We start from the raw sequence: 22,047 nt of genomic DNA, 5'->3' as shown, positions 1-22,047 counted from the left end.
CCCAACTGAAAACCGTTACTCGCGTCAATCAAACTCAAGGCGTCGCCGGCCCCGGCGTAATCGGTCGACCGCCTGCGGGGAGATGCTCCTCGAGGTACCTGGTCAGCAGGTTGAACAGGTGCTGCGTCGTTCCCGGCCCTTCGTAGATGCCGTGCGTGCGATTCGGGTATTCCATCATTTGGAACGGCTTCCCCGCGGCAACGAGTGCGTTGACGAGTTGCTCCGTTCCCTGAAAGTGCACGTTGTCGTCGCCCGAGCCGTGGACGACGAGTAGATCGCCGCGCAGGCCGCGCGCGAAATTCACCGCCGACGCATCGCGATACGCTGCCGAGTCGGTGGTGGGAAGTCCGACGTACCGCTCCTGGTAGATCGTGTCATAGTTGTGAACGTCGGCCACCGGCGCGACTGACATTCCCACTTTGTACACGTCAGGCGCGCGGAACATGAGCAACAGCGTCGACGAGCCGCCACCGCTCCAGCCCCACACGCCCATGCGCGTCGAGTCGACGTACGGACGACGCCCGATCACGCGCGCCGCTTCGGACTGTTCGCGCACGCGCAGCGAACCGATCTGATTGTGTACTGCCTTGCGCCAATCACGGCCGCGAGGACCGGGTGTGCCGCGGTTGTCGACACTCGCGACGATATAGCCCTGCTGCGTGAGCATGAGGTGCCATAGCCAACGGCTGCCGCCGTACGAATCGCGCACGGTTTGATCGGCTGGTTCGCCATAGACGTAAAACAGAATCGGATACTTCTTCGTCGGATCGAAGTTCGCGGGCTTCATGAGCCAGCTGTCGAGTTTCACACCGTTGCCGATGTCGACCTGCCCGAATTCGACCGGGCCCTGAGCGAGCCCCTCGAGCTTTGTTTTGAGCACGTGATTGTCGACGAGCATGCGAACGACGTCGTGCGACGGCAGGCGAACGAGATCGGTCACCGGCGGCACGCCCCACGACGATGCCGTATGAATCGCAAAGCGCGCCCCTGGTCCGATGTCGTAGTCGTGGTTGCCGCGCGCCGCCGCTGGTGTGAGGCGTTGCGGCTCGCCGCCCGTGAGGCGAATGCGCCACAGGAACATCTCCGTGGCATTGTCTGGCGACGCGTAGTAGTACAGCCAGCCACCCTTCGTGTCGATGTATGAGACTTTCATCACGTCGTATTTCCCGGGCGTGATGAGACGCATCGTCCCGTCGCGCGACACGAGGAATGCGTGGCGCCAGCCGTCACGTTCGCTGAGGTACACGAACGCCGAGCCGTCGTCGAGCCAATGCAGCGACGGTCCCGGACCCCAATCGTTGTGATCGTCGTAGATGTCGATCCACGCGCTGTCCTTGTCCACGAACAGCGGTTTTACCGCACCAGTTTTGGCGTTGGCGATGAACATGGTGTTCACCGTCTGCCGTCGATTGAGCTGCTGGATCGTGAGTTCGGTCGGATTCGCCGCCCAGTCCATGCGCGCGAGATAGTTGTTGCGCGGATCGCCCGGCACCTTCATCCACGTCGTCGGGCCGCCGGCGGCACTCACGACTCCAACGCGCGCCGACGAGTTCGTCGTTCCCGCCTTTGGATACTGCACGGGAACCGTGAACGAGTAGAGCGAATCCGTATTGTTGATGAGCAGAAAGTCGCGCACGCCGCTCGCGTCGAGCTGCCAGTAGGCGATGCGTTGACCGTCTGGACTCCAGCGGAATCCGTCGCGAAGACTCAGCTCTTCTTCGTACACCCAGTCGAACGTGCCGTTGATGACGGTCTTCGAGCCGTCCTTCGTCAGCGGCGTGATCTTTCCGTCGGCGAGCGATTCAACGTAGATGTTGTGCTCGCGAACGTACGCCACGCGTTTGCCGTCGGGCGAAAACTTGGCGAACTGCAGCGTCGATGGCTTGGCCGACGGACCGCCGAGCTTCCGGAGCTTGCCCGACGCAATGTCGAGCACCCAGAAATCGCCGCGCGTATTGCCGCGCCACACTCGGCCAGAGTTCGTGAAGACGAGGAGCCGCTGATGATCGGGAGACCAGTCGTAGTCCTCGACCTCCAGCGGTGCGCCCGCGCCTGCTGGGACGAGCTTGCTCGCCGCGATCAAAACCGAGCGCTGACCCGTGGCGGCATCGACGCGAACCAGGTCGGCGCCCTGCCCTCCCGACGTGGGCGCCAGGATCGTGTAGGTGCTGTCGTCTAGCCAACGCGATGGGCCGACGTAGTCCGATCTGAACTCGCCGGAAAAAATGCGTGCGACGGTGAGTGGCGCCTGCGCGAGGGCGACCACCGGCGCGGCGAAAAGAATTCCAAACGCGAGGCCAACGCTCGCGCGACGACGGGAAACGCTGAACATGTATGAACGGTGTAAGAGATTCGACTAGCCCTGCCCACTCGCCTGCCCACGGAGTCGCGGCGCGAGGCGCATCGCCGTGCCGTAGCACAGCACTTCGGAGACGCCCGGCATGATCTCGGTGGCGTCGTACCGAATGGCGACGAGCGCGTTCGCGCCCAGCGACACAGCGTTATCCACGGCCTTGGCAAACGCCTCGGCGCGTGTGGTTTCGCAGAGTTCCTCCAGCAGGGTGATGTTGCCACCAAAGATCGTCTGGAACTTCACCCCGATCTGTCCGAAGACCGAGCGGGATCTAACAACGATACCCCGGACGACGCCGTACGTTTGAACGACGTCGTACCCGTCGATGGAAATCGAGGTGGTCGTCAGGAATCCGGGAGCTGGAAGGCGTGGCATCGATCGTTCCGTTGCTGATTTAGGGGTTGCGCGAATGTATGCGGGCTGGTGTGGAGCGCCATGCTCGGCGTAGAATGGACAGAGCGGCCCAACGGCGCCGGCCGTTCGGCCTGATTCCCGACTGTGACGCACAGGACCTCATGAAACGACTGTCGCTCTTTGCTGCACCGGTGCTCGTTGGACTGCTCGCCGGTTGCTCGCGCACTACGGTGGTCACCGCATCGGCGCCCGTGTACGTCACACCGGCTGCACAGCCTGCGCCTCCGCCTGCTCCTGCGCTGCCGACAAAGCTGAGCGACGCCGAGTACTGGAAGCTCGAGACCGACATCTCGGAGCCCGGCGGCTACTTTCAGATCGAAGACAACTTCACGTCGAACGAAATGGAAGTTGGACAGTTGTTCACGCAGCTTCGCACGTCGCAGGTGGCCGGCGGCGTATACATGGGCGTCGGTCCCGAGCAGAACTTCTCGTACATCGCCGCCATCCGGCCGAAGATGGCCTTCATCGTCGACATTCGCCGGCAGGCCGTCGTTCAGCATCTGATGTTCAAGGCGATGTTCGAGCTCGCTGCCGACCGCGCGGACTTCATCTCGCTGCTGTTCGCAAAACCGCGCCCGGGTGGTCTCGATACGTCTACGACCATTCAGGCCATCTGGGAAGCGTACCGATCAGTTCGAACCGACTCGGCGCTGGGGAGAAAGAACTACGCGCGCGTTCTCGACCGGCTGACGAAGACGCACGGGTTTGCACTCACGACAGACGAACTCGCGCAGCTTCGGCGCGTGTACGATGCGTTCTATCAGTTCGGTCCGTCGATCACGACGCGCGGTGCGTTCAGCGGACGCGGCGGAGACTTCTCCGACCTCACCGGCTTTTCCGTGGACGCGACCGGTCAACCGAAGAGCTTTCTCTCATCGGAAGACAACTATCGGTACCTGAAGGGCTTGCATGAGCGAAATCTCATCGTGCCAGTGTCCGGCGACTTTGCCGGGCCTAAAGCGATTCGCTCGATCGGCACCTATGTCAGCGAGCACGCGGGTCGTGTGAGCGCGTTCTATGTCTCGAACGTCGAGCAGTATCTGTTCGGCGACGGACATGCGCAGGCCTTCTACGCGAACGTCGCGACGCTGCCGATGGACTCGAGCAGCGTGTTCATTCGCCCGTACTCCATGCGACGCGGGGGCGCTGGCCCCACGCGCTCACTCTGCCCGATCGCCGCATTCATTCAGGCATCGCAGGCTGGAAGGATCATGGATAACAATCAGGCGCTGGCGTGCATGAACTAGTGCACGCGCAGCGCCTGCATCGACCCTGAGACTTCGGTCGATCAGCCTTTGCCGTCAGCCTGCTTGGCTTTCCACAACGCAAGCACTTCGGCTTCCCTCGACATTGCGAGTCCGTTGATCTCACCGTTCAACGTCGCGTCCTGCTCCTTCTGCGGACGCGTCTTGTGCCAGTCGAGCGTGTCCTTGGCAGTGACGGCGAGAGGCCTGAACGTCAGGCCCTTGGCAATCGCCTTGGCTGCGCTCCGACGCTGATAGCCGGCGGTTCTTCCCACGGGCGGCTGCCACACCGTCATGTGCCGCCACGGACTGATCTTGTTCGCCTGGAGAAACTCCCACGGTACCCAGGTGAAGCTCGCTCCCGCAGTCGTGATGGCCTTCACCCCGTACAGCATCTCGGCGATGGTCATGGGATGCGCCGGACCAATCGCATTGTACAGTCCGAACTCACGCGCCTCCGCTACGCGCACCGTCCACTCGGCTAGATCGCGCGAGTCGATGAACTGACACGGATCGTCGGGCTTGTCGGGAGCCAGAACTTCCCCTCCCTTATCGATTCGGGCTGGCCAATAGGTGAAGCGATCGGTCCGATCCAGCGGACCGACGATCAAACACGGACGAATGATGGTGTTGATCCCCGGATACTGCGTTCGGACCTCTTCTTCGGCGCGCGTCTTGAGCGCCCCGTAATTCCCCGCGATGGCTTTGGCGTCAATCGTGTACGGATCGAGACCGTCAGGCATCGGCGTGGTCGGACTTTCCTCGTTGATCCCGATTTGGCTCTGATCGCGATAGACCGACGTCGTCGAGACGAAGATGTAATGCTTGACGTTCCCCGCGAGATACTTCGCCGCATTGCGCACCCACGCTGGCGCTGTCGTCGGGTTGTCGATCACGACGTCGAACTTCTTATCCTTGAGCGCACTCGTGTCGTTGTTCAAATCGCCGATCAATTCCTCGGCGACTTTTCCCTTGAACACGCCGGGACGCGTCACGCCGCGATTGAAAAGCGTCACGCGATGTCCGCGTGCGATCGCGTAGTCGACCTGCTCAGGACCCGTGAAGCCCGTGCCGCCGAGAATGAGAATATTCAGCGAGGCGGGCGCTTTGCCGACATCGCGCGGCTTCGCGGGCGCGGCGGGTTGCGCCTTCAACGAGAGCGCCGAAAGTCCATCGAGGCTCAGTGCACCGCCGATGGCGGCAGATGTCTTCAGAAAAGTGCGTCGGGTCGACATTGTCACCTCAGGCCCACGAGTCCCTTGATCGACTCGCGCAATTTTGCCGAGTCGAAACCAATCCCGCGACGAAACACGATGTCCGTCTTCCGAATGTCGCCTGGCGTACGAACGACGTCGCCGTTCACGACGACCAGATCAGCCTGCATGCCTGGTTGAATCGTACCGACAGTCTTGTCGAAGCCCAAGATCTTGGCGCCATTCGACGTCATGATCTTCACCGCCTCTTCGGGCGTGAACCCGGCCTCGATCAGCAGCTCGTAGTTCCGCTGATCTCCGTACCCAGCGATCGCGCTCGTGCAGCACGGATCTGAGCCTGCGCCGAGCAGACCGCCCGCCTTGACGAACGCCCGCTCAAAGGCCATCGCCTTCTTGAACGCGACGCGATGGATGCTGTCGCTGGCCGTCTTGCCGCGCTCATAAAACGTCGCGACCGACTTCGACGCATCGGGATACAAGGCGTCGAGCACGCGTTGATCGAACGGCACGCGACTCGGGGACGACAGCTCGAAAACGTCGAGCGTCGACGTCATCGCCACGTTGTGCGCCACCATTTCCTTGAACGTGCGCTGGACGTCCGGACTGTCGATGTCGAGCGCGCCGTAGAGCACCGAGTCGCCTTCCGTCGGACAGGCGTCGGGCTTTTTCCCAGGGAAGTACTCGGTGTTCGTGAGCAGACCGTGCTCGAGCTGATCGATGCCGAGTGCAACAGCCTCTCGGAATCCGACCGAGCACAGATGAGCGGTCACCTTCACGCCGCGCTTGTGCGCTTCACGAATCGCTGCGCCGAGGTCGGCGCGAGAGATCTGCGTGTACGCCTTGAACCATGTCACGCCTTCCTCCGCCCAGTACCGAACCATGCGCGCCGCGTCGGCGGTGTCCTTGAGCGGATGCATTGCGCCTGGCCCAACGCCCGCGCCCTGCAGATACGGGCCGGTCACGACGATGCCCGGGCCTGGGATGAGCAGCGAATCGATCTGTCGCTTGAGATTGAGCTCCTGATAGGAATCGACGCTTCCGGTGGTGCGGATCGTCGTGACGCCCGCGGAGAGAAACAGCCGCGGATAACTCACACCCATGAAGCGCATGCCGCCATAGTACATGTGGTCGTGCAGACCAATGAACCCAGGAACGACAGATTTCCCAGCGGCGTCGATCACCTGCGCCCCGGCCGGAACGGCGACACTCGACGCCGAACCGACGGCAGAAATCTTCTCGCCACGAATGATGATTGTCTGATCGTTCTTGGCTGGCGTGCCAGTGCCATCGATCAGTTTTGCGTGGGTAATCGCGACGACGGGCGCGTCGACGGCAACGTATTGACGATACGCCGGCGACAGCGTGCGACTCTGTGGCGAGCCCGCCTGCGACGCCGCTGTTTGCGACGCGAGGAGCTGCGGCGCGCAGAGCGCGAGCGCGGCGGTGAGACGGCCGAGACTACGCATTGCCCTTCTCCTGACGTGGGTGGGATTCCCTGTGCTGCCCTACTCTACGACAAACGACGCCATCATCCCTGTGCTCAAATGCTCGGCGATGTGGCAGTGCATCATCCATCGCCCCGGATTCGACATATCGACGAGCAGGTCGACCGTCTGACCGGCAGGGATGATTGCCGTGTCCTTCCAGACGAGATTATCGCTCCGTACGCCGTCGCGCGTCAACACGAGGAAGCGCTGGCCGTGGAGGTGGATCGGGTGCGCCATCGCGTGGCTGGTCGACGGGTCATTGAAGATCCGGACCTTGACCACATCGCCGCGACGAAAGCGCCAGTCGATGTCCATGTTCTGCTTTCCCGTCGCCGGGTCGCGCAGCACCCAGGTAATCTCCTTGCCGGTCGTCAGCCAGTTCATCATTGGCATCCCGTCGTTCCATTCAACGGGAGCGTTGATGCCGATCAACATGTTCGAGACCGACGCCGGGAGGTTCCGAGTTTCGAGGCTGAGGACGAGCTCGCGATCGACCGGGCGGTCGAATTCCCGGCGAAACGGTGCAAGCGATGCTTGGACGTCGGCATTCCGGCGAACCCGCGCGAAGCTCGTCGCGTAGCTGGATGGTTCGGGCTCCGCCAGAACGTGGACGGCGCCGAGCGTGTCGCTCTCCGGTGAATAGACGCCGCTCATGTGGTCGAGCGCTTGAACGCGATTGACCAGCGCAACGCTTCCCGCGCGCGCGAACTCGACGTCGACGACATATCGCTCCGCCGGTCCGATCACGATGCTCGACGCGAACACTTCGCGCTCGAACTTGCCGGCTTCACCCGCAACGACTTTCATGCGGGCGTCGCCAAACGACAGGTTGTAAATCCGCGCCGCCGACGCGTTGCTCAGGTAGAAACGCACGACCGCACCGCGCTTCACGTCGAGTTGGTAGCGGGTGGCTCCATTCACGAGCACCACGTTTCCGAACCGGCCCATCAACGCGTGTGTCGGCGAATCCGCGCCGAACGGCGTCGGTCCCGCGGCGCCGATTAGAAGGTCGGAAAGCATCAACACTTCCTCGCGATTCGCCGGGGCGAAGTACGCCGGATCGGTCGAGCGGACGAGGATATTTCCGTAGAGTCCGAGCGACTGTTGCAGATCCTCGCGAACGTGCGGGTGATACCAGTAGATGCCCGGATCGGGAAAGCGAAGCTTGTACAGAAACGAATCGCCCGGAGCCACCTGCACCTGCGTCAGACCAACCGCGCCGTCCGACGCATTGTCGAGCCGAATGCCGTGCCAGTGCACCGACCCCGGTTGCTCGAGCGCGTTTCGCAACCGAACGTTGAGCGTCGAGCGCTCCTTCACGTCGATGAGCGGACCGGGCACGCTGCCGTTGTACGCGAACATCGTCACGGCCTTCTCAGCGATCGTTGCGGTGACAACGCCAGGCTCGAGCGCGATCGTATCGCCACTCTTCGGGCGGAGAATCGCGCGCGGCTTCGCTGGCGATGCGCCAGGTCGTGGAAGGAACGGCCCGGTGTTTGGCAGCATTCCCGACATTCCGGGCATCGCTGCAAGACGTGGCGACATCGGCGGCATTGACCACTGCCCCGCACCAGCGACCGAATGCATCTCATGCGCGCCAGTCATCGAGCTCGACGATGCTGCATCGCGTGGCGCTCCCGGTGCCGACGGCTGCGTCACATCGCGATGCGCCATCAATCGCGCGCTCGGCGACGTGCCACGTAACACAAGTCGTCCCGTTCGCGTGCGAACTGATGCAGACCGTTCCGCGCTGACGAGAATTCGGAACTGCACGTAGTCGAGTTCGCCGAGATCGATGCGTCCGTTGGTGATCGGTCCGAGCTTGACGGCGCTGTCGAGCGAGAGCGTATACGCCCACGCGACGTAGGTCGTGTACGCGCCCAGCGACTTCGCGTCGGGAAGTCCGCGGACGGTGGCAACGAGGTGCTGGCGCGGCCGACCGTCAACCGTCACGGCGACACCGAACGGCGACTGCGCTGGCAGGAGCGCGACTTCGCCAGAGACGCCGCCGAGGTCGGGCGTAGGATACAACGTCAGACAATTCAGCGCCGACTCCGCGGGTGCGGTCGCGCCTTGGCCGCACGCAAGCAGCAGCGCCGCCAATCCACTCAGAATCATGGACTGCGTCTAGTCACAGCTGCCCAACGAGCGGTCCCCATTCGTCGACGAGCGCACGGTATGCGGCATCATCGTACCGCGATGGCAGAAACCACTTCGCGTATTCCGGCAGAGGAGCGCCTGCCACATGTCGCGCCAGAAGGTCGCCAGCCGCGTGCGCGGCCATGACGCCGCTGCCCGAGAGCGCACCAAGAACGTACGCGCCTTCGAGTGGCAGCGGACCAATGAGCGGACGATTCTCTCGTGTCTTGCAGTAGTAGCCGCCGTCTACGAATCCGGTGGCTCCCGCCGCCACGTACGCCGACAGCCCAGGAATCATCCCTGCGCATCCGCGGAGCACGACGTCGCCATAGTGCTGGCTGAACGTCGGCGGCCAGACATACGGACGCACGTCGGTCTCATACGTCCAGATAAGAAAGAGCTCGTCGCCATGCGCGAGATCGACCGGACGAACATGCACGCCAGCTGGCAGTGGATCGATCAGGCGACGCGTGTGCTCGTCGCGCTCGAGCACGCGACGCTCGGCGTCGCTCCACTCGAGGTGCACGGGATCGAGTCCGATGACGAACGGCGCGTCGCGGCGCACGACGCCTCGATGATCGCGAATCGTCATCTTGCCGTGCAGCTCGTGCAGCACCGGAAAGTCGATGTCCATCATGCGACCGACTTCGGGTAGTGCCGGTCCGGCGGCAACGACAAATCGGTCCGTGCCGATCAGGTCGCCTGATGCGAGCTGCACTTCGCGAACGCGGCCGCCCTCGGACCGTACGCCGCAGACGCGATCGCGCACGAACACGGCGCCATTCGCAATCGCCCGTTTGAGTAGCCATGCGCCGAGCGCGGGAGCGCTCAGCCATCCAGCGCGACGCACGTGGAGCGCGGCGATCGTGTCGCCGGCGAGATACGGGAAGGCATTGTGCACGGCGTCGCCCAACAGGACGTCAGCACCGATCGGTTGATCGGCGAAGCCCTCGGGGGGTGCAGGCTGGTAGGTCGCACTCGAGGTGTGCGTACGCACCGGACCCATGCCGAACGACGACACTTGGTTCGCCGTTTCCGTGATGCGCGCGACCTGAGCTTCGCGCGCCGTCGCGAACAGGTAGCCGCGACGACTCAGCCGAAACGCATTGCCGCTTTCGAGCGCTGATTCTTCGAGGAGATCGATGCTTCGCGACACGAAGCGATGCATCGTGGCATCGGGGCCTGGCCACCAGTTGCGATACGCCTGGGTGCCCTTGTCGCTCGTGAGCGTAAGCGGCTCGCGCTCGTCGACGATGACGACTCGGCCGACCCGTTGCCGCACGGCGAGATGGTACGCGGCGGCAATACCTCCAATTCCCGCACCACAGATGACGACGTCCGCGGTGGATTGCATCAGCGGAGCGCCCGAGTGGCCCGCGGAACGACCTGACTACGGCAGGAGCAAGGCATGCGCACAAATTGGCCCATGCCTCGCGCCGGCGCCATGGCGAATCAGCTCGTGCGCTTGCCCTCGACGCGCCACTCTTGGCGACGCTCGACGATCGTTCCGGCTACGGTGGTGCCATTGAAGCGGAACGTGACTTGAGCCGGACTGCCGGTGACGTTGAGCGACCCTTTCAGCGTGTCACCGGACATCGACAAATGATCGATGATCGCCGGACCGCGATCGTCCGTTACGAATGACGCTTCTAGACAGCCTTCGATGTTCTCGAGTACGAGCATCGCGGGAACCGGCTGGCTGCCGTCGGCTTTTGCGGCAAGAATGCGGAACGTTCCAGTGCGCTCCGGGGCAATGCACGTCGTCGGCGCGAGATGATGCGCGCGCGGAATCGACGGTGAGGGTGATGTTGAGAGACTGATGATCGCAAGCGCAACGAGCGGAGCAGCGACAGACATCCTCGAACCTCCTCAGACAAAGCGAAACTGTAGAACACGTCGTGTGTGAGCGTACGTCCTCTGACACAAAAGAGATTCAAAGAGTTGTAACAACTTCCGCGTGACGCGCGTGGCGCATTCATGGCGTCGCCACGATGCATCACACCAGCGCGTCCCATTGCCCTGACCGAACGCCCGATCACACTCGGCCGCGGGCGGACCGTCCCTCTTTGGCTAGCGCGTGGGTCTTGTGTCGCGCGCCAAATCTCTTCAGACTCGAAGACGAAATGCGCCGCTAAAACCGGCCATGTGTCACCCAAGGCGTTCTCGAGAGGATTTCCAACAATGCGCGCGACGTGGCGTACCCTGTTGCTTCCGGTGGTTCTGAGCGGCTGCGGCGTGTTTCACGCATCGACAGGTCCGTCATCGGGTAATGGCGTTCGTGCAGCACGCGCCATGCTCACGCGGACGATCGATTCGATGGTCACCGCGCCACAGTTTCGCACCGCAAACTGGGGCATCCTCATCGTCGACCCGTTGACGGCCGATACGCTCTACTCGCACAGTGCGCAGCGCCTGTTCATCCCAGCGTCGAACCAGAAGCTCGTCAGCAGTTCGGTGATGCTGGAGCAACTCGGACCGAACTATCGTTTTCGCACGGTGATTGCGACACGCGGTGCCGTCGCCGAGCAAACGCTCAACGGCGATCTCGCGGTAATCGGACGAGGCGATCCGACGGCGAGCGATCATATGAAGGGCGACGCGATGATACCGATGCGTCAGATCGCCGACTCCATCTGGCGACGCGGTATTCGGCATATCACCGGGCGCGTTGTCGCCGTCGGCAACGCGTTTCCAGGTCCGGTCGCCGGCGCGGGTTGGCCGTGGGATGGCCTCAACGGCGCATCGTTCGCCGGCGTCGATGAGCTGCTGTTCAATGAAGGGCTTGCAACGGTTCACGTGAAATCAGGCGCCAAGGCTGGTGACCCGGCGACGATCGAGACGAAGCCCGCTCGCACCTATCCGTCGATCAAGAACATGGTGATCACCGTCGTTCGCGATTCCGCTCCCACCACGAATCGCAGCGGGCGCGCCGGCGGTCCTCGTCTTTCGGCGTCGTTGGATACCGTGACGTCCGACGTGGTCGTTCGCGGACAGATCGCCATCGGCGATTCCGCGAATCTCACGATCACACAACACGATCCCGACGAGGCGTACGTCGCTGCACTCACGGAAGCGCTGCGCGATCGAGGTATTGCCGTCGACAATCAGGCTTTTCCCCGAACGAAGGCGCGCGGTGACTCGCTGTTCACGATCGTATCCGTGCCGCTCAGCGACATCATGCCCGCGGTCATGAAGCCGTCACAGAACCAAATCGCCGAAGTATTTCTCCGCACTCTTGGACTGGAGCGCACAGGCGTCGGCACGGCCGATAGCGGACGCAAGGTCGTCGAACGACAGTTTTCCGACTGGAAGATTCCCGCCGACGGATTCGTCGTGCGCGATGGGAGCGGGCTGTCGCGAAACGACCTGATCTCGCCCGAGACCGTCGTCGCAATTCTCGACGTGATGCGCAAATCGCCGAACTTCAATCTGTTCTACGAATCGCTTCCCATCGCCGGCGTCGACGGAACCATTCGCTCGCGCATGAAGGGAACTGCGGCCGAAGGCAACGTGCACGCAAAGACCGGCACGCTGTCGATGGTGCGATCGCTCTCCGGCTATGTGCGCACGGCCGACGGACGTCTGCTCGAATTCAGCACCCTGTGCAACAACTGGACAGTCGCACAAGCAGACGTCGACCGCGTCGCTGACGCGATCGCCGTCTCGCTCGCCAACCTACGGCTGCGGTGAAGTGCCGCGCGCCTTGGCGAGCTGCTCGAAGGTGAGATTGCCAATCGGATAGCTCCGCCAGTCGCCGTAGTCGAAGTGCCACCACTCGGCCTCGAATACGTTGAAGCCCTGCGCCTCCATGGCGTGACGCAAGAGGTCGCGCGACCAGCGTTGCAACGACGTTCCGCCCGGATAGAGCGGATATGATCGATCCGTCATCTCATCGTAGCCGCCGGTCATGCGGATTGGCGTGCCCGTCTTGAGATCGTAGAGCGTGAGATCGACGGCTGATCCGCGGTTGTGCCGCGACCCCTGCGACGGGTCGGCGACAAAGACGTGCTTGTCGGCCGGCGTGCCGTCCCAGAACATCTTCGTCACGTACCACGGGCGATATGCATCGTGGATGAGCAAACCATATCCGAGTCTGCGCAGTTCGCCCGAGGCCCGCGCGACGGCTTCCGCGGCCGGACGTTGCATGAACGCGTGTGCCGACGTGTAGAAGGGCGTGCCCATGAAGTTGTTCGACGTCGCGTAGCGAATGTCGTACTTGATCGTGGAATCGAGCCCGCGCAGTTCCACGAGGTCCGGCTTTTTCAGATCCGGCGATTCGCGCGGCGGGCTGGCGGCCAGCGCCTCTTTTCGCAGTTCTGCCGGCGGACGAACTGGCGTTATCCGAAAGTTCACCTTGTCGTTGTCCGCCGGTAGCACTCGACGCTTGAACGGCACAGTCGCGACGGTTGCCAGCGTCGCCTTTCCATCCGGCCCTCGTCGAAACGCGATCTCCTGACCGTCGTACAATCCCGACGCGGGAAAACGGTAGACATCCTTCGTCACTCGCTCGAGCGGATACTCGAAGAACCACTCGATGAGCGCGTTCAGCTTGCCGTCCTTCTCGCGGATGTACAGGACGTTGTGATCCCAGCCGTACTCGCCGATGAGCGACGCGAATTCATTCGCGGCAGCCTTTGGTTTCGTATCCGCCATGCGCACGATGGCGCCGTCTGGGGTTGGTTTCCGCGTGAGCGTATCGCGGCCGGCGACAATTCGCGCGCCGTCGAGCGCGCGAACGCGTTCGCCGAACGCAAGCGCGTCATCAACCATCAGCAAGCCGGTTGGCGCAGGACCGTTGGCGACCGTACGGCGAAGCTCGCCCCGTGAGCCACCCAGCGCCGGCGTGAGATACAGGCGTCCTTCGTACTCCTCCAGGTCGATCGTGTTACGAGTATTCTCATAGCGCCCCATCAGCTCGAGCGCACGACCCTTTGGCAGATCGGCCGTCGTGTCGAGGGACGCAACCTCGCGGCCCTGTCGCGCTTCGAGCATGAGGGTCAGCGCCGTCTGCGCGATGTGATCGGCCACGGCATTCGCACCGTCCAGCGTCGCGGTCACCACCACTCCGAGCGAATCATCCGGCAGAGCCAGCAACGTTGTCGCGAATCCATAGATCGCGCCGTCGTGGCCAATCGTGCGATGCCCGTTCAATCGGCCGATGTTGAACCCAATCCCGAAGCCGCTGGTAGCGCCCGGCGCGGCAAATTGCGGCGTCCACATGGTATCGATCGAGGCCGCCGCGAGAATTCGCTGACCGTTCGACGTGGCACCGCGAGCAAAGAGCACCTGTAGAAAGCGCCCGAGATCGAGCACCGTGCTGTACATGCTGCCGCACGGCCCCATGCCGAGTTGAAAGGTCGGCGCGGGAAAGCGCCGGCCGTCGATGGTGAACATGCTCGCCTTCGCCAGCTTGGCCTGGAGTTCCGGAAGTGGCTCGAACGCACTGTGGTCGAGGCCCATCGGTTGAAGCACAGAGCGACGCAAATAGGGATAGAACGACTCGCCCTGCGTGCGCTCGAGCACATAGCCCAACACAGCGATGCCCGCGTTCGAATATTTGGCGTGCGTTCCCGGCTTGTACACGAGCGACGTACGATTGAGGCTTGCTACCGTCGCGGCCAACGTCGGTGACGTGTCGTCGAAGTAATTCCCAACCGGCGGCTCGCGCGTCAGCCCTGCGCGATGCGACGTCAGTTCCCTGAGTGTGATCTCGCCACCAAATGGATTCGTCGGCTTGAATTCTGGGAGATAACGTTGAACGGGCACGTCGAGGTTGAGCTTTCCCTGCTCCACCAGTCGCATGATGCCGATGTCGGTGAACAGCTTCGATACCGACCCCACGCGATACACCGTGCTCGACGTTGCGCGCGCGCCGGCCGCCGAATCCGCGAATCCAAAACCGCTCGACCACACCACGCGTTGGCCGTCGACAATCGCAATCGAAATTGCGGGAATCCCTTTCTGCGCGCGTTCGTGTTCGACGAGAGTCGCGAGGGACCTCGCCACAGACACGACGCGGCCAGTGGCTGCGACGGAGTCCTGTGCTTGAGCGACAATCGGCAGCGCGACCAACGTAGTGATCGCGGAGATGGATCTAATCTTCATGGTACCTCGTCGAAACTTTGAATGATCTGTCGTCCGCTCGGCTTACCTGACATCGCGCCCCGGACACAGAGGATCGTCTGGAACCCTGCGGCTACTGCAGCGTCGAGTTCTTCTTTCACATCAGAGATGAACAGCAAGCGGCCGGGGGGCTGATCCAGCGCCGATGCGATTCGCGCGTAGCTCGTCGCCGCGCGTTTCGGTCCCACGGCGGTGTCGAAGTATCGGTCGAGATAAGGCGTGAGGTCGCCCGCCACACTGTGCGCGAAGAGCAGTTGCTGCGCGAGAACACTGCCCGATGAGTAGATCGCGATGGTCAATCCGGCATCGTGCCAACGGGTCAGCGCTCTCGGAACATCGTCGTACACCTCACCCCGCAGCGCGCCGCCGAGGAACCCGGCTTCCCAGATCTTCCCCTGAATCGCTTTCAGCGCTGTGGATTTTCGATCGCGCTCCATGAGCCACGCGAGGTAGCCGGTGATGTCGGCAGCGAGCGCCGACGTCGCTTCGGGCCACTCGGGAACAGGCTCGCCACGCAGCACGTCCTCCGCCCATTCGACGCGCAGCATTCGCTCAGTCTCCGCGAACTCGGCGGTGCCAAGATTGGCCGCGACGTATTGATCGAGACGTTCGCGCGCATACGGAAAGAGCACGTCGTACACAAACGACACGGGCGTCGTCGTTCCCTCGACATCGAGAACGACGCCCGAGACGTTGCGAGCTCTCAGTGTGTCGGTCACACCGTTACGGCCGGCGCGATACGAGCGGGCGGCAAATACGCGGGGCCAAAACAGAGCGGCTGGAACTGGCTGTCGACGCCACTTTGCGTGTAGTGCGGCGTCCATCCTGACATGTCCTGAAAGAGCCGAATCGCTCGGATGCGTCGCTCGCCGCAGAGATCGAACCAATGGTGTGTTCCGCGCGGCACCCGAATGAGATCGCCGGCAGTCACTTCGATGACGAATACCGGTCCGTCAGTCGGATGGATGTGAAAGAGCCCACGCCCATCGACGATCAATCGAACTTCGTCTTCGTCGTGCCAATGCTCGCTGCTGAACTTCTTGAGCATCCCATCGAGACCGGGGGTCACGGGCGTAACGTCGATGACGTCGGCCGTGACGTACCCGCCCCGCGCCTTGAGGTCATTGATCTTTCCGGCGTACGCTTCGAGCAACGCGTCATTCGAGGAGGCCGCCGACTCGATCGGGAGGGCGCCGAGTCGCTCATACTCGATGCCGCGCGCAGCGAGGTATGCCGTGACTTCGCTGTCGTCGGTGAGCGTGCGATTCTCGTCAGGAATTTTCAAGAGCGCCATGATGCACCTCCGTTGCGTTTGCGTTGAAGCCGGCCCCTCGCCCAATCGCCTCGAATAGGAACTCTAGTATCTCCACATGGCGCTCCGCCTCAGCGAGCGTTGCGCCCCAGGTATACAGTCCGTGCTTGCGCAGCAGGATCGCGTGCGCGTCGGGTTCACGATCGAGGGCCGCGCCAACTGCGATTGCCAGGCGCCGCATGTCCTGATCGTTGTCGACGATCGGAATCCACTCGCGGTGCTCGTGCGTGCGGACGCCACCAAGACCCTTGAGCATCTCGAAGCCCTCGATGGACAAGCCTCGCTGATGGCGCGGAGCCCCAGAGAGGATCGTACCCCACACCGAATGGGTGTGCAACACGGCTCCGGCGCCGAAACGCTGCACGATCGCGAGATGAAGCAAGGTCTCGGCGGACGGCTGCGCGCGACTCCGCCCGACAACCGTTCCCTGCTCGTCGACCTGCACGATGTCGTGTGAACCGAGCACACCCTTGTGGACCGAGCTCGCAGTGATCGCGAGGCGCAGCGGCGCGCGCGACGTGACCGCGCTGAAGTTGCCGCTCGTTCCCAGCACCCAGCCGCGCGCATAGAATCGCTGCCCGATCGCCGCCAACTCGCGTGCAAGCGTCTCGTACGAACGCGTCGGCATCAGCGCTCCTCCCCACACTCCGGAAACACTCGAAGAGAATCCATCGCGACCTCAGCGAAATTGGCGCGTGCGGTCTGCCCCAGCAAGGGAGTCACGGCCGAGTCAGGTCGTGCAAAGAGATACAACCAGTGCCGGCGGATCGGACGAATTGCCTGACCAAGGTGCGCTTCTTGTTACTCGCCCCCCGCGACTTTCTCTCTCTCGCCGGGCGTTGCTGCTCGAATCGAGCCGAGATCAACCGGAGATATCATGAAACGCTATTCAGCCTCGCTCGTTGGATCGGCGATCGCGGCCGTTGGATTTGCAGTATTTGTGTCCGCCTGCGACGACAAGCCAACGGGCAACGTCGTCATTCCCATCAGCGTTCCCGGCTTCGCCATCACGCCGCTCGTCGCCGATGTCGCAACGTTCGGCGCGACGACGATCGACCCCAACCTCGTCAATCCCTGGGGTCTCGCGTTTGGCAGCACGGGGAACTTGTGGGTTGCGAACAACGGCACCGGTACCTCGACGGTGTATGACGCGAACGGCAACAAGCAGCAGCTCACGGTGAATATTCCTGGCCCCGCCGCGGCGACCGGTGGAAAGCCAACGGGAATCGCCGCGAACTCCACAGGCGATTTCGCGATCGCGACTTCGGGTGCAGCACTGTTCATCTTCGCGGGCGAGGACGGCATCATTTCCGCCTGGAATGCGGCGGCGGCCGACGCCAAGGTCGTTGCGAGCCGCACCGCGGAGAATGCTGTGTTCAAGAGCCTGGCGATCGCGTCGAACGCCGGCGCGAACTTTCTGTACGCCGCCGACTTCCACAACGCGCATGTGGACGTGTTCGACAAGAACTTCGCATTTGTGAAGTCGTTTACCGATCCCAATATTCCGGCCGGCTTCGCGCCGTTCGGTATCGCGAACATCGGCGGCAGGTTGTACGTGTCGTTCGCCAAGCAGCTCGCTCCTGACAACGATGACGACCTTGCCGGCGCGGGCAACGGCTTCATCGACGTCTTCAACCCGGACGGCACGGTCGCGAGTCGTTTCGTCTCCAACGGCAATCTGAACTCGCCGTGGGCGATGGTGATCGCACCCTCGGGCTTTGGTCCCTTCGCGGGCGCACTACTCGTCGGCAACTTCGGCGACGGCCGTATAGGCGCGTACGACACCAACAATGGCTCGTTCCTCGGCTATATCAACGATCTGAACGCCATTCCGCTCGTGATCGACGGTCTCTGGGGTCTGACGTTTGGTCCCGCCGCCGGCTCGACGACGTTGTACTTCGCCTCGGGACCGAACGACGAAGCGCACGGACTGGTCGGCACCATCAAGCCACGCTGAGGAGGTTCACGTGACCGATAGACACATCGATCGCCTGCCTGACGACGCGCGCGTTGGCGAACGATCGGAAGGACGTTTCGATATCCAGCGTGACCGAACGGCGCGCGAGGTCGATCTCCGTCCGGGGCACGGGCGATTCTTTGGCCGCGGGCCAAAGAACTATCGGCGCTCGGATGAACGGATCCGCGAGGACATCTGTGATCGCCTCATCGCCCATCCCGACGTGGACGCGTCAGATCTCGAAGTGCATGTCGACGGTGCTATCGTCACGATGATTGGGACGGTTGAAAGCCGCCACGAAAAGCGCATTGCCGAGTTGATTGCCGACGACACGCTCGGGGTCGACGACGTCGACAATCAACTCAAGGTTCGCCACGGGTTCTGGGCGAGCGTCACCGGTGAACGCGCCGCCGAACGACAGCTCCACCGAGAGCCGGAACACGACTAGCCGTCGAGGCGATTCCTGATGCTCTCGGCAATCAGCGGCGCGATCGTGACGACTCTGGCAAGGGCACATCGCTGATCAGGATTGCCGATCGAATTGGTGACGTACACGTGGGCGACGCCTGCGGCGCGCAGGCGTTCGCAGGCGTCGCCCACGAATAGACCATGCGTTGCCGCGACGACGAACTCGCCGCGCGCACCGGCGTCGCGAAGCGCGTGTGCACTCTCGGCGATCGTCCCGCCTGTCGAGATCATGTCGTCGATGATCAGACACGGACGGTCTCGCACGTCGCCAACGACGTGTGTCACCGTCGTTTCGTGCCCGCTGCCCCGATGCTTGTTCAGAACAACGAGCGACAAGTCGAGTTGCCGCGCATACTCGGTGGCCGATTGCACACGTCCAGAATCGGGCGACACGACGACCGTGTCTGGGAGCAACCGATCGCGTAGCGCATTGCAAAGCGCCGGAACAGCTGTGAGATGATCGACAGGGATGCGAAAGAACCCCTCGATTTGCGGCGCGTGCACGTCGACCAACATCACGTGACCAATGCCAGCACGCTGCATCAGATCGGCGACGAGACTCGCGGTGATCGCCGTGCCTTGTAAATCGCGACGATCGGAACGTGCGTAGCCAAAGTACGGTACGATCGCGGTGACGCGCTGCGCTGACGCTCGACGACAGGCGTCGGCGAAAATCAGTAGTTCGACGAGACTGTCATTCACCGGCGGCGAAGTCGACAGCAGAACGAAGACCTCGAGTCCGCGCACCGTTTCGTCGAGCACGACAGTCGTCTCCCCATCCGGGAAACGCTCGACTCGCCGATTGCCGACGCGAACTCCCAATTCGCTGGCTACCGCTGCCGTCAGCGTTCCGCTCCCCGAACCACCGAACAGCACCATTCCATCCATGCCTATTCGCGGGGCATAGGCCGTGCTACCCCGGGTCATCGCGCTGCGGCGGAGTCGACGCAGTCGGATCGGAGGGAGACGGGATGCGCACACGCTTTCACGATCGGCGATCGGCGGGACAGGCGTTGGCGTTGCGGCTCGGTTCGTACGCCCAACGGTCGGATGTTGTCGTCCTCGCGCTGCCACGCGGCGGAGTTCCGGTTGCCGCAGAAGTCGCCGCGGCGCTCGGCGCTCCACTCGACGTGTTCGTCGTGCGCAAGCTCGGCGTTCCGGGACAGGAGGAGCTCGCAATGGGCGCGTTGGCCAGCGGCGGTGTTCGCGTGCTCGATGAAGCGATCATTCGCGCAACCGGAGTGACTCCCTCTGACATTGATCGCGTGTCGGCACTGGAGTCGGCTGAGCTCGAGCGCCGCGAACATCAGTATCGCGATGACCGGCCAGCACCAGATGTCGCCGGCAAGACCGTCATCCTCATCGATGACGGCCTCGCTACCGGATCATCGATGCGCGCCGCGGTGATGGCGCTCCGCGCGCAAAAGCCAGCGACCATCGTCGTCGCCGTACCGGTTGCATCGCCGGATACATGCGCCGCGTTCCGTGCGATCGCCGACGAGATCGTGTGCGTCGAAACGCCAGAACCCTTTCAGTCGGTGGGGCTCTGGTACGAAGACTTCGAGCAGACGAGCGATGAAGAGGTTCACGATCTCCTCATGCACCCGCCGAGGAACCATGCCGCGTGACAATTCTCAGACGATGTCGATTGCCGTCGACGGAACCTCGCTCGAGGGAAATCTCGACGTTCCGCCAAACGCGATCGGCGTCATCCTCTTTGCGCACGGCAGTGGGAGCAGCCGCTTCAGCCCACGAAATCGCTTCGTCGCTCGCGTGCTCAACGAGGGCCGCTTCGCCACGCTGCTGCTCGATCTGTTGTCTCCCGGAGAGGAACAGACCGATGCCGTCACGGCCGAGCATCGTTTCAACATCCCGCTCCTCGCCGATCGACTGGTTGCCGCGATCGACTGGCTTCAGCAGGAGCCCTCGACGTCGGAATTGTTTGTTGGCCTGTTCGGAGCCAGTACGGGCGGGGCGGCAGCGCTCGTTGCCGGCGCACAACGTTCTCGTCGCGTCGCTGCGATCGTGAGCCGCGGCGGCCGGCCGGACCTCGCAGCCGACTCTCTGCCAATCGTCAAAGCACCGACGCTGCTGATCGTCGGCGGAAACGATGACATCGTGCTGGCGCTCAATCGACGCGCGCGAGATGAGATGAAGGCCCCTACGCGCCTCGAGGTCGTGCCGGGGGCGACGCACCTGTTCGAAGAGCCTGGAGCACTAGAGCAGGTTGCTGATTTGGCGCGTGATTGGTTTACAGCGCATTTCGGCATGCTGCGCGCGACCCACGCGCGCGGCAACGGATCATAGGGTCGCGACCCTCAATACCGTTGCTCCGCGAACGGCCGCCGCGCTTCGGAGTTTTCGCAGTGCCTCGTTCGCTCGTGCCAACGGAAGCTCTTCGACCGTCGGACGCAGTCCAATCGCGACGGCAGCGGCGAGTGTCTCGCGCACATCGTCGCGCGTAACGTTGGCTGCGCTCTTGATGTCTCGCTCCATCCAGAGATCGCGCGCGTAGTCGAGCTGCAGGAGCCGATCCTGATCGGCCGACGCCTTTCGAATGGCATTGATCACGAGCCGCCCACCCGGCATCACATGCCGCAGCACGTCGACAATCGGCTTCCACGCGGGCGTCGTATCAATGACGGCACCGATCGGGGACGGCGGCGTCTCGCCGAAGTCGCCGGCCCACTTCGCGCCCAGACTCAGCGCGAAGTCGCGCTCCTCAGTGTTGCGAGCGAACACGTAGACCGCAGACGATGGATACCGGTGACGCGCGAGCTGCAGCACCAGATGACCGGACGCACCGAAGCCAGCAAGGCCAAGAGGATCGCCGTCGCGAAGTTCGGTGAGGCGCAGCGACCGCCATCCGATCGCACCCGCACAGAGCAGCGGGGCCGTTTCGACGTCGCCGATTTCCGGTGGGAGCGCGAACGCGAACGCCGCGGGAACCGTCACCGCGTCAGCGTATCCGCCTGCGGCTCCACATCCGTTCGAGACAAAGCGCGGACACAGGTTCTCCTGACCCGCACGACACCAACGACATTCCCCGCACGCCCAGTGGATCCACGCTGCGCCAACGCGGTCGCCAATTCGGTGATTGCCACTGTCGTCGCCTACGGCCGCGACGCGCCCGACGATCTGATGGCCGGGAATCACGGGATACGCTGGCGCCGTGATCCGTCCTTCCACGATATCCAGGTCCGTGCGGCACACGCCGCACACGGTCACGTAGATGAGGAGCTCGTCGCGGCCAGGCACAGGCGACGGCACATCGGACAACTCTAATGGGGCTGCGTCGGCAGTCACCGCCGCCGGGTGACGCAGAAGCATTGCGCG

Annotated in this window: 19 protein-coding genes; 6 read left to right on the top strand and 13 right to left on the bottom strand. The window is 63.0% G+C overall.

Annotated features, from left to right (window positions below):
- Positions 1-34: 34 nt before the first annotated feature.
- A complete protein-coding gene (locus AC6H4Z_RS11020) occupies positions 35-2,332 on the bottom strand; it encodes a S9 family peptidase (RefSeq protein WP_497546802.1) in 2,298 nt (765 codons plus the stop codon).
- Between the two features lie 24 nt (positions 2,333-2,356).
- The gene (locus tag AC6H4Z_RS11015; protein ID WP_497546801.1) at positions 2,357-2,728 is read right to left on the bottom strand and encodes a YbjQ family protein; all 372 of its coding nucleotides are present in this window, start codon (positions 2,726-2,728) and stop codon (positions 2,357-2,359) included.
- Between the two features lie 140 nt (positions 2,729-2,868).
- Between AC6H4Z_RS11015 and AC6H4Z_RS11010 the strand changes: the two genes are divergently transcribed.
- Positions 2,869-4,014 carry an LIC_10091 family protein gene (locus AC6H4Z_RS11010; RefSeq protein ID WP_497546800.1) on the top strand — a complete coding sequence of 382 codons (1,146 nt, stop codon included), beginning with the start codon at positions 2,869-2,871 and terminating at the stop codon, positions 4,012-4,014.
- A gap of 41 nt (positions 4,015-4,055) precedes the next feature.
- On the opposite strand, the gene AC6H4Z_RS11005 is transcribed toward AC6H4Z_RS11010, so the two are convergent.
- From AC6H4Z_RS11005 to AC6H4Z_RS10985, 5 genes are all read right to left on the bottom strand, one after another.
- Positions 4,056-5,246: an NAD-dependent epimerase/dehydratase family protein gene (locus tag AC6H4Z_RS11005; RefSeq protein ID WP_497546799.1), complete on the bottom strand. Its 1,191-nt coding sequence runs from the start codon at positions 5,244-5,246 to the stop codon at positions 4,056-4,058.
- A 2-nt stretch (positions 5,247-5,248) separates the two neighbouring features.
- Entirely contained in the window at positions 5,249-6,691 is a 1,443-nt protein-coding gene (locus AC6H4Z_RS11000; RefSeq protein ID WP_497546798.1) for an amidohydrolase family protein, read from the bottom strand.
- Positions 6,692-6,730: 39 nt separating this feature from the next.
- Entirely contained in the window at positions 6,731-8,830 is a 2,100-nt protein-coding gene (locus tag AC6H4Z_RS10995; RefSeq protein ID WP_497546797.1) for a multicopper oxidase family protein, read from the bottom strand.
- Between the two features lie 13 nt (positions 8,831-8,843).
- Positions 8,844-10,205 carry an NAD(P)/FAD-dependent oxidoreductase gene (locus AC6H4Z_RS10990; RefSeq protein WP_497546796.1) on the bottom strand — a complete coding sequence of 454 codons (1,362 nt, stop codon included), beginning with the start codon at positions 10,203-10,205 and terminating at the stop codon, positions 8,844-8,846.
- Between the two features lie 98 nt (positions 10,206-10,303).
- The gene (locus tag AC6H4Z_RS10985) at positions 10,304-10,708 is read right to left on the bottom strand and encodes a hypothetical protein (protein ID WP_497546795.1); all 405 of its coding nucleotides are present in this window, start codon (positions 10,706-10,708) and stop codon (positions 10,304-10,306) included.
- A 324-nt stretch (positions 10,709-11,032) separates the two neighbouring features.
- Between AC6H4Z_RS10985 and dacB the strand changes: the two genes are divergently transcribed.
- Positions 11,033-12,541 carry a D-alanyl-D-alanine carboxypeptidase/D-alanyl-D-alanine endopeptidase gene (gene dacB / locus AC6H4Z_RS10980; RefSeq protein ID WP_497546794.1) on the top strand — a complete coding sequence of 503 codons (1,509 nt, stop codon included), beginning with the start codon at positions 11,033-11,035 and terminating at the stop codon, positions 12,539-12,541.
- Here the strand turns inward: dacB and AC6H4Z_RS10975 are convergent.
- The 4 genes from AC6H4Z_RS10975 to mtnB are packed head-to-tail and all read right to left on the bottom strand — an operon-like array spanning position 12,527 to position 16,914.
- Positions 12,527-14,956 carry a serine hydrolase gene (locus AC6H4Z_RS10975; protein WP_497546793.1) on the bottom strand — a complete coding sequence of 810 codons (2,430 nt, stop codon included), beginning with the start codon at positions 14,954-14,956 and terminating at the stop codon, positions 12,527-12,529. The genes dacB and AC6H4Z_RS10975 overlap by 15 nt on opposite strands.
- Positions 14,953-15,693 (bottom strand): acireductone synthase, encoded by a 741-nt coding sequence (gene mtnC, locus AC6H4Z_RS10970; RefSeq protein ID WP_497546792.1) that lies wholly within the window; start codon positions 15,691-15,693, stop codon positions 14,953-14,955. The genes AC6H4Z_RS10975 and mtnC overlap by 4 nt, the downstream gene beginning before the upstream one ends.
- Positions 15,690-16,268, bottom strand: a complete 579-nt coding sequence (locus AC6H4Z_RS10965) for a 1,2-dihydroxy-3-keto-5-methylthiopentene dioxygenase (RefSeq protein ID WP_497546791.1) — start codon at positions 16,266-16,268, stop codon at positions 15,690-15,692. The genes mtnC and AC6H4Z_RS10965 overlap by 4 nt, the downstream gene beginning before the upstream one ends.
- On the bottom strand, positions 16,246-16,914 hold the full coding sequence (gene mtnB / locus AC6H4Z_RS10960) for a methylthioribulose 1-phosphate dehydratase (RefSeq protein WP_497546790.1): 669 nt from the start codon (positions 16,912-16,914) through the stop codon (positions 16,246-16,248). Before mtnB ends, AC6H4Z_RS10965 begins: the two co-directional genes overlap by 23 nt.
- 249 nt (positions 16,915-17,163) lie before the next feature.
- On the opposite strand from mtnB, the gene AC6H4Z_RS10955 reads away from it, so the two are divergent.
- The gene (locus tag AC6H4Z_RS10955; protein WP_497546789.1) at positions 17,164-18,243 is read left to right on the top strand and encodes a TIGR03118 family protein; all 1,080 of its coding nucleotides are present in this window, start codon (positions 17,164-17,166) and stop codon (positions 18,241-18,243) included.
- A gap of 10 nt (positions 18,244-18,253) precedes the next feature.
- Positions 18,254-18,691, top strand: coding sequence for a BON domain-containing protein (locus AC6H4Z_RS10950; RefSeq protein WP_497546788.1), 438 nt, complete (start codon positions 18,254-18,256; stop codon positions 18,689-18,691).
- Here the strand turns inward: AC6H4Z_RS10950 and AC6H4Z_RS10945 are convergent.
- Positions 18,688-19,638 (bottom strand): ribose-phosphate diphosphokinase, encoded by a 951-nt coding sequence (locus tag AC6H4Z_RS10945; protein WP_497546787.1) that lies wholly within the window; start codon positions 19,636-19,638, stop codon positions 18,688-18,690. The two genes, AC6H4Z_RS10950 and AC6H4Z_RS10945, sit on opposite strands and share 4 nt — an antisense overlap.
- 44 nt (positions 19,639-19,682) lie before the next feature.
- Between AC6H4Z_RS10945 and AC6H4Z_RS10940 the strand changes: the two genes are divergently transcribed.
- Positions 19,683-20,339: a phosphoribosyltransferase gene (locus AC6H4Z_RS10940; RefSeq protein ID WP_497546786.1), complete on the top strand. Its 657-nt coding sequence runs from the start codon at positions 19,683-19,685 to the stop codon at positions 20,337-20,339.
- Entirely contained in the window at positions 20,329-21,018 is a 690-nt protein-coding gene (locus AC6H4Z_RS10935; RefSeq protein WP_497546785.1) for a dienelactone hydrolase family protein, read from the top strand. Before AC6H4Z_RS10940 ends, AC6H4Z_RS10935 begins: the two co-directional genes overlap by 11 nt.
- Here the strand turns inward: AC6H4Z_RS10935 and AC6H4Z_RS10930 are convergent.
- Positions 21,013-22,041 carry an alcohol dehydrogenase catalytic domain-containing protein gene (locus tag AC6H4Z_RS10930; protein ID WP_497546784.1) on the bottom strand — a complete coding sequence of 343 codons (1,029 nt, stop codon included), beginning with the start codon at positions 22,039-22,041 and terminating at the stop codon, positions 21,013-21,015. The genes AC6H4Z_RS10935 and AC6H4Z_RS10930 overlap by 6 nt on opposite strands.
- Between the last annotated feature and the right edge of the window lie 6 nt (positions 22,042-22,047).

This window comes from Leucogemmata humicola (genome assembly GCF_055379415.1).
Note: the sequence above shows the minus strand (reverse complement) of the source record. Positions and strands in the feature narration are given on the sequence as shown.

What these genes read in the sequence shown, in the direction of transcription:
- AC6H4Z_RS11020 (WP_497546802.1), bottom strand. Translation starts at nt 2,332, where the DNA reads ATGTTCAGCGTTTCCCGTCGTCGCGCGAGCGTTGGCCTCGCGTTTGGA.
- AC6H4Z_RS11015 (WP_497546801.1), bottom strand. Translation starts at nt 2,728, where the DNA reads ATGCCACGCCTTCCAGCTCCCGGATTCCTGACGACCACCTCGATTTCC.
- AC6H4Z_RS11010 (WP_497546800.1), top strand. Translation starts at nt 2,869, where the DNA reads ATGAAACGACTGTCGCTCTTTGCTGCACCGGTGCTCGTTGGACTGCTC.
- AC6H4Z_RS11005 (WP_497546799.1), bottom strand. Translation starts at nt 5,246, where the DNA reads ATGTCGACCCGACGCACTTTTCTGAAGACATCTGCCGCCATCGGCGGT.
- AC6H4Z_RS11000 (WP_497546798.1), bottom strand. Translation starts at nt 6,691, where the DNA reads ATGCGTAGTCTCGGCCGTCTCACCGCCGCGCTCGCGCTCTGCGCGCCG.
- AC6H4Z_RS10995 (WP_497546797.1), bottom strand. Translation starts at nt 8,830, where the DNA reads ATGATTCTGAGTGGATTGGCGGCGCTGCTGCTTGCGTGCGGCCAAGGC.
- AC6H4Z_RS10990 (WP_497546796.1), bottom strand. Translation starts at nt 10,205, where the DNA reads ATGCAATCCACCGCGGACGTCGTCATCTGTGGTGCGGGAATTGGAGGT.
- AC6H4Z_RS10985 (WP_497546795.1), bottom strand. Translation starts at nt 10,708, where the DNA reads ATGTCTGTCGCTGCTCCGCTCGTTGCGCTTGCGATCATCAGTCTCTCA.
- dacB (WP_497546794.1), top strand. Translation starts at nt 11,033, where the DNA reads ATGCGCGCGACGTGGCGTACCCTGTTGCTTCCGGTGGTTCTGAGCGGC.
- AC6H4Z_RS10975 (WP_497546793.1), bottom strand. Translation starts at nt 14,956, where the DNA reads ATGAAGATTAGATCCATCTCCGCGATCACTACGTTGGTCGCGCTGCCG.
- AC6H4Z_RS10965 (WP_497546791.1), bottom strand. Translation starts at nt 16,268, where the DNA reads ATGGCGCTCTTGAAAATTCCTGACGAGAATCGCACGCTCACCGACGAC.
- mtnB (WP_497546790.1), bottom strand. Translation starts at nt 16,914, where the DNA reads ATGCCGACGCGTTCGTACGAGACGCTTGCACGCGAGTTGGCGGCGATC.
- AC6H4Z_RS10955 (WP_497546789.1), top strand. Translation starts at nt 17,164, where the DNA reads ATGAAACGCTATTCAGCCTCGCTCGTTGGATCGGCGATCGCGGCCGTT.
- AC6H4Z_RS10945 (WP_497546787.1), bottom strand. Translation starts at nt 19,638, where the DNA reads ATGACCCGGGGTAGCACGGCCTATGCCCCGCGAATAGGCATGGATGGA.
- AC6H4Z_RS10940 (WP_497546786.1), top strand. Translation starts at nt 19,683, where the DNA reads ATGCGCACACGCTTTCACGATCGGCGATCGGCGGGACAGGCGTTGGCG.
- AC6H4Z_RS10935 (WP_497546785.1), top strand. Translation starts at nt 20,329, where the DNA reads ATGCCGCGTGACAATTCTCAGACGATGTCGATTGCCGTCGACGGAACC.
- AC6H4Z_RS10930 (WP_497546784.1), bottom strand. Translation starts at nt 22,041, where the DNA reads ATGCTTCTGCGTCACCCGGCGGCGGTGACTGCCGACGCAGCCCCATTA.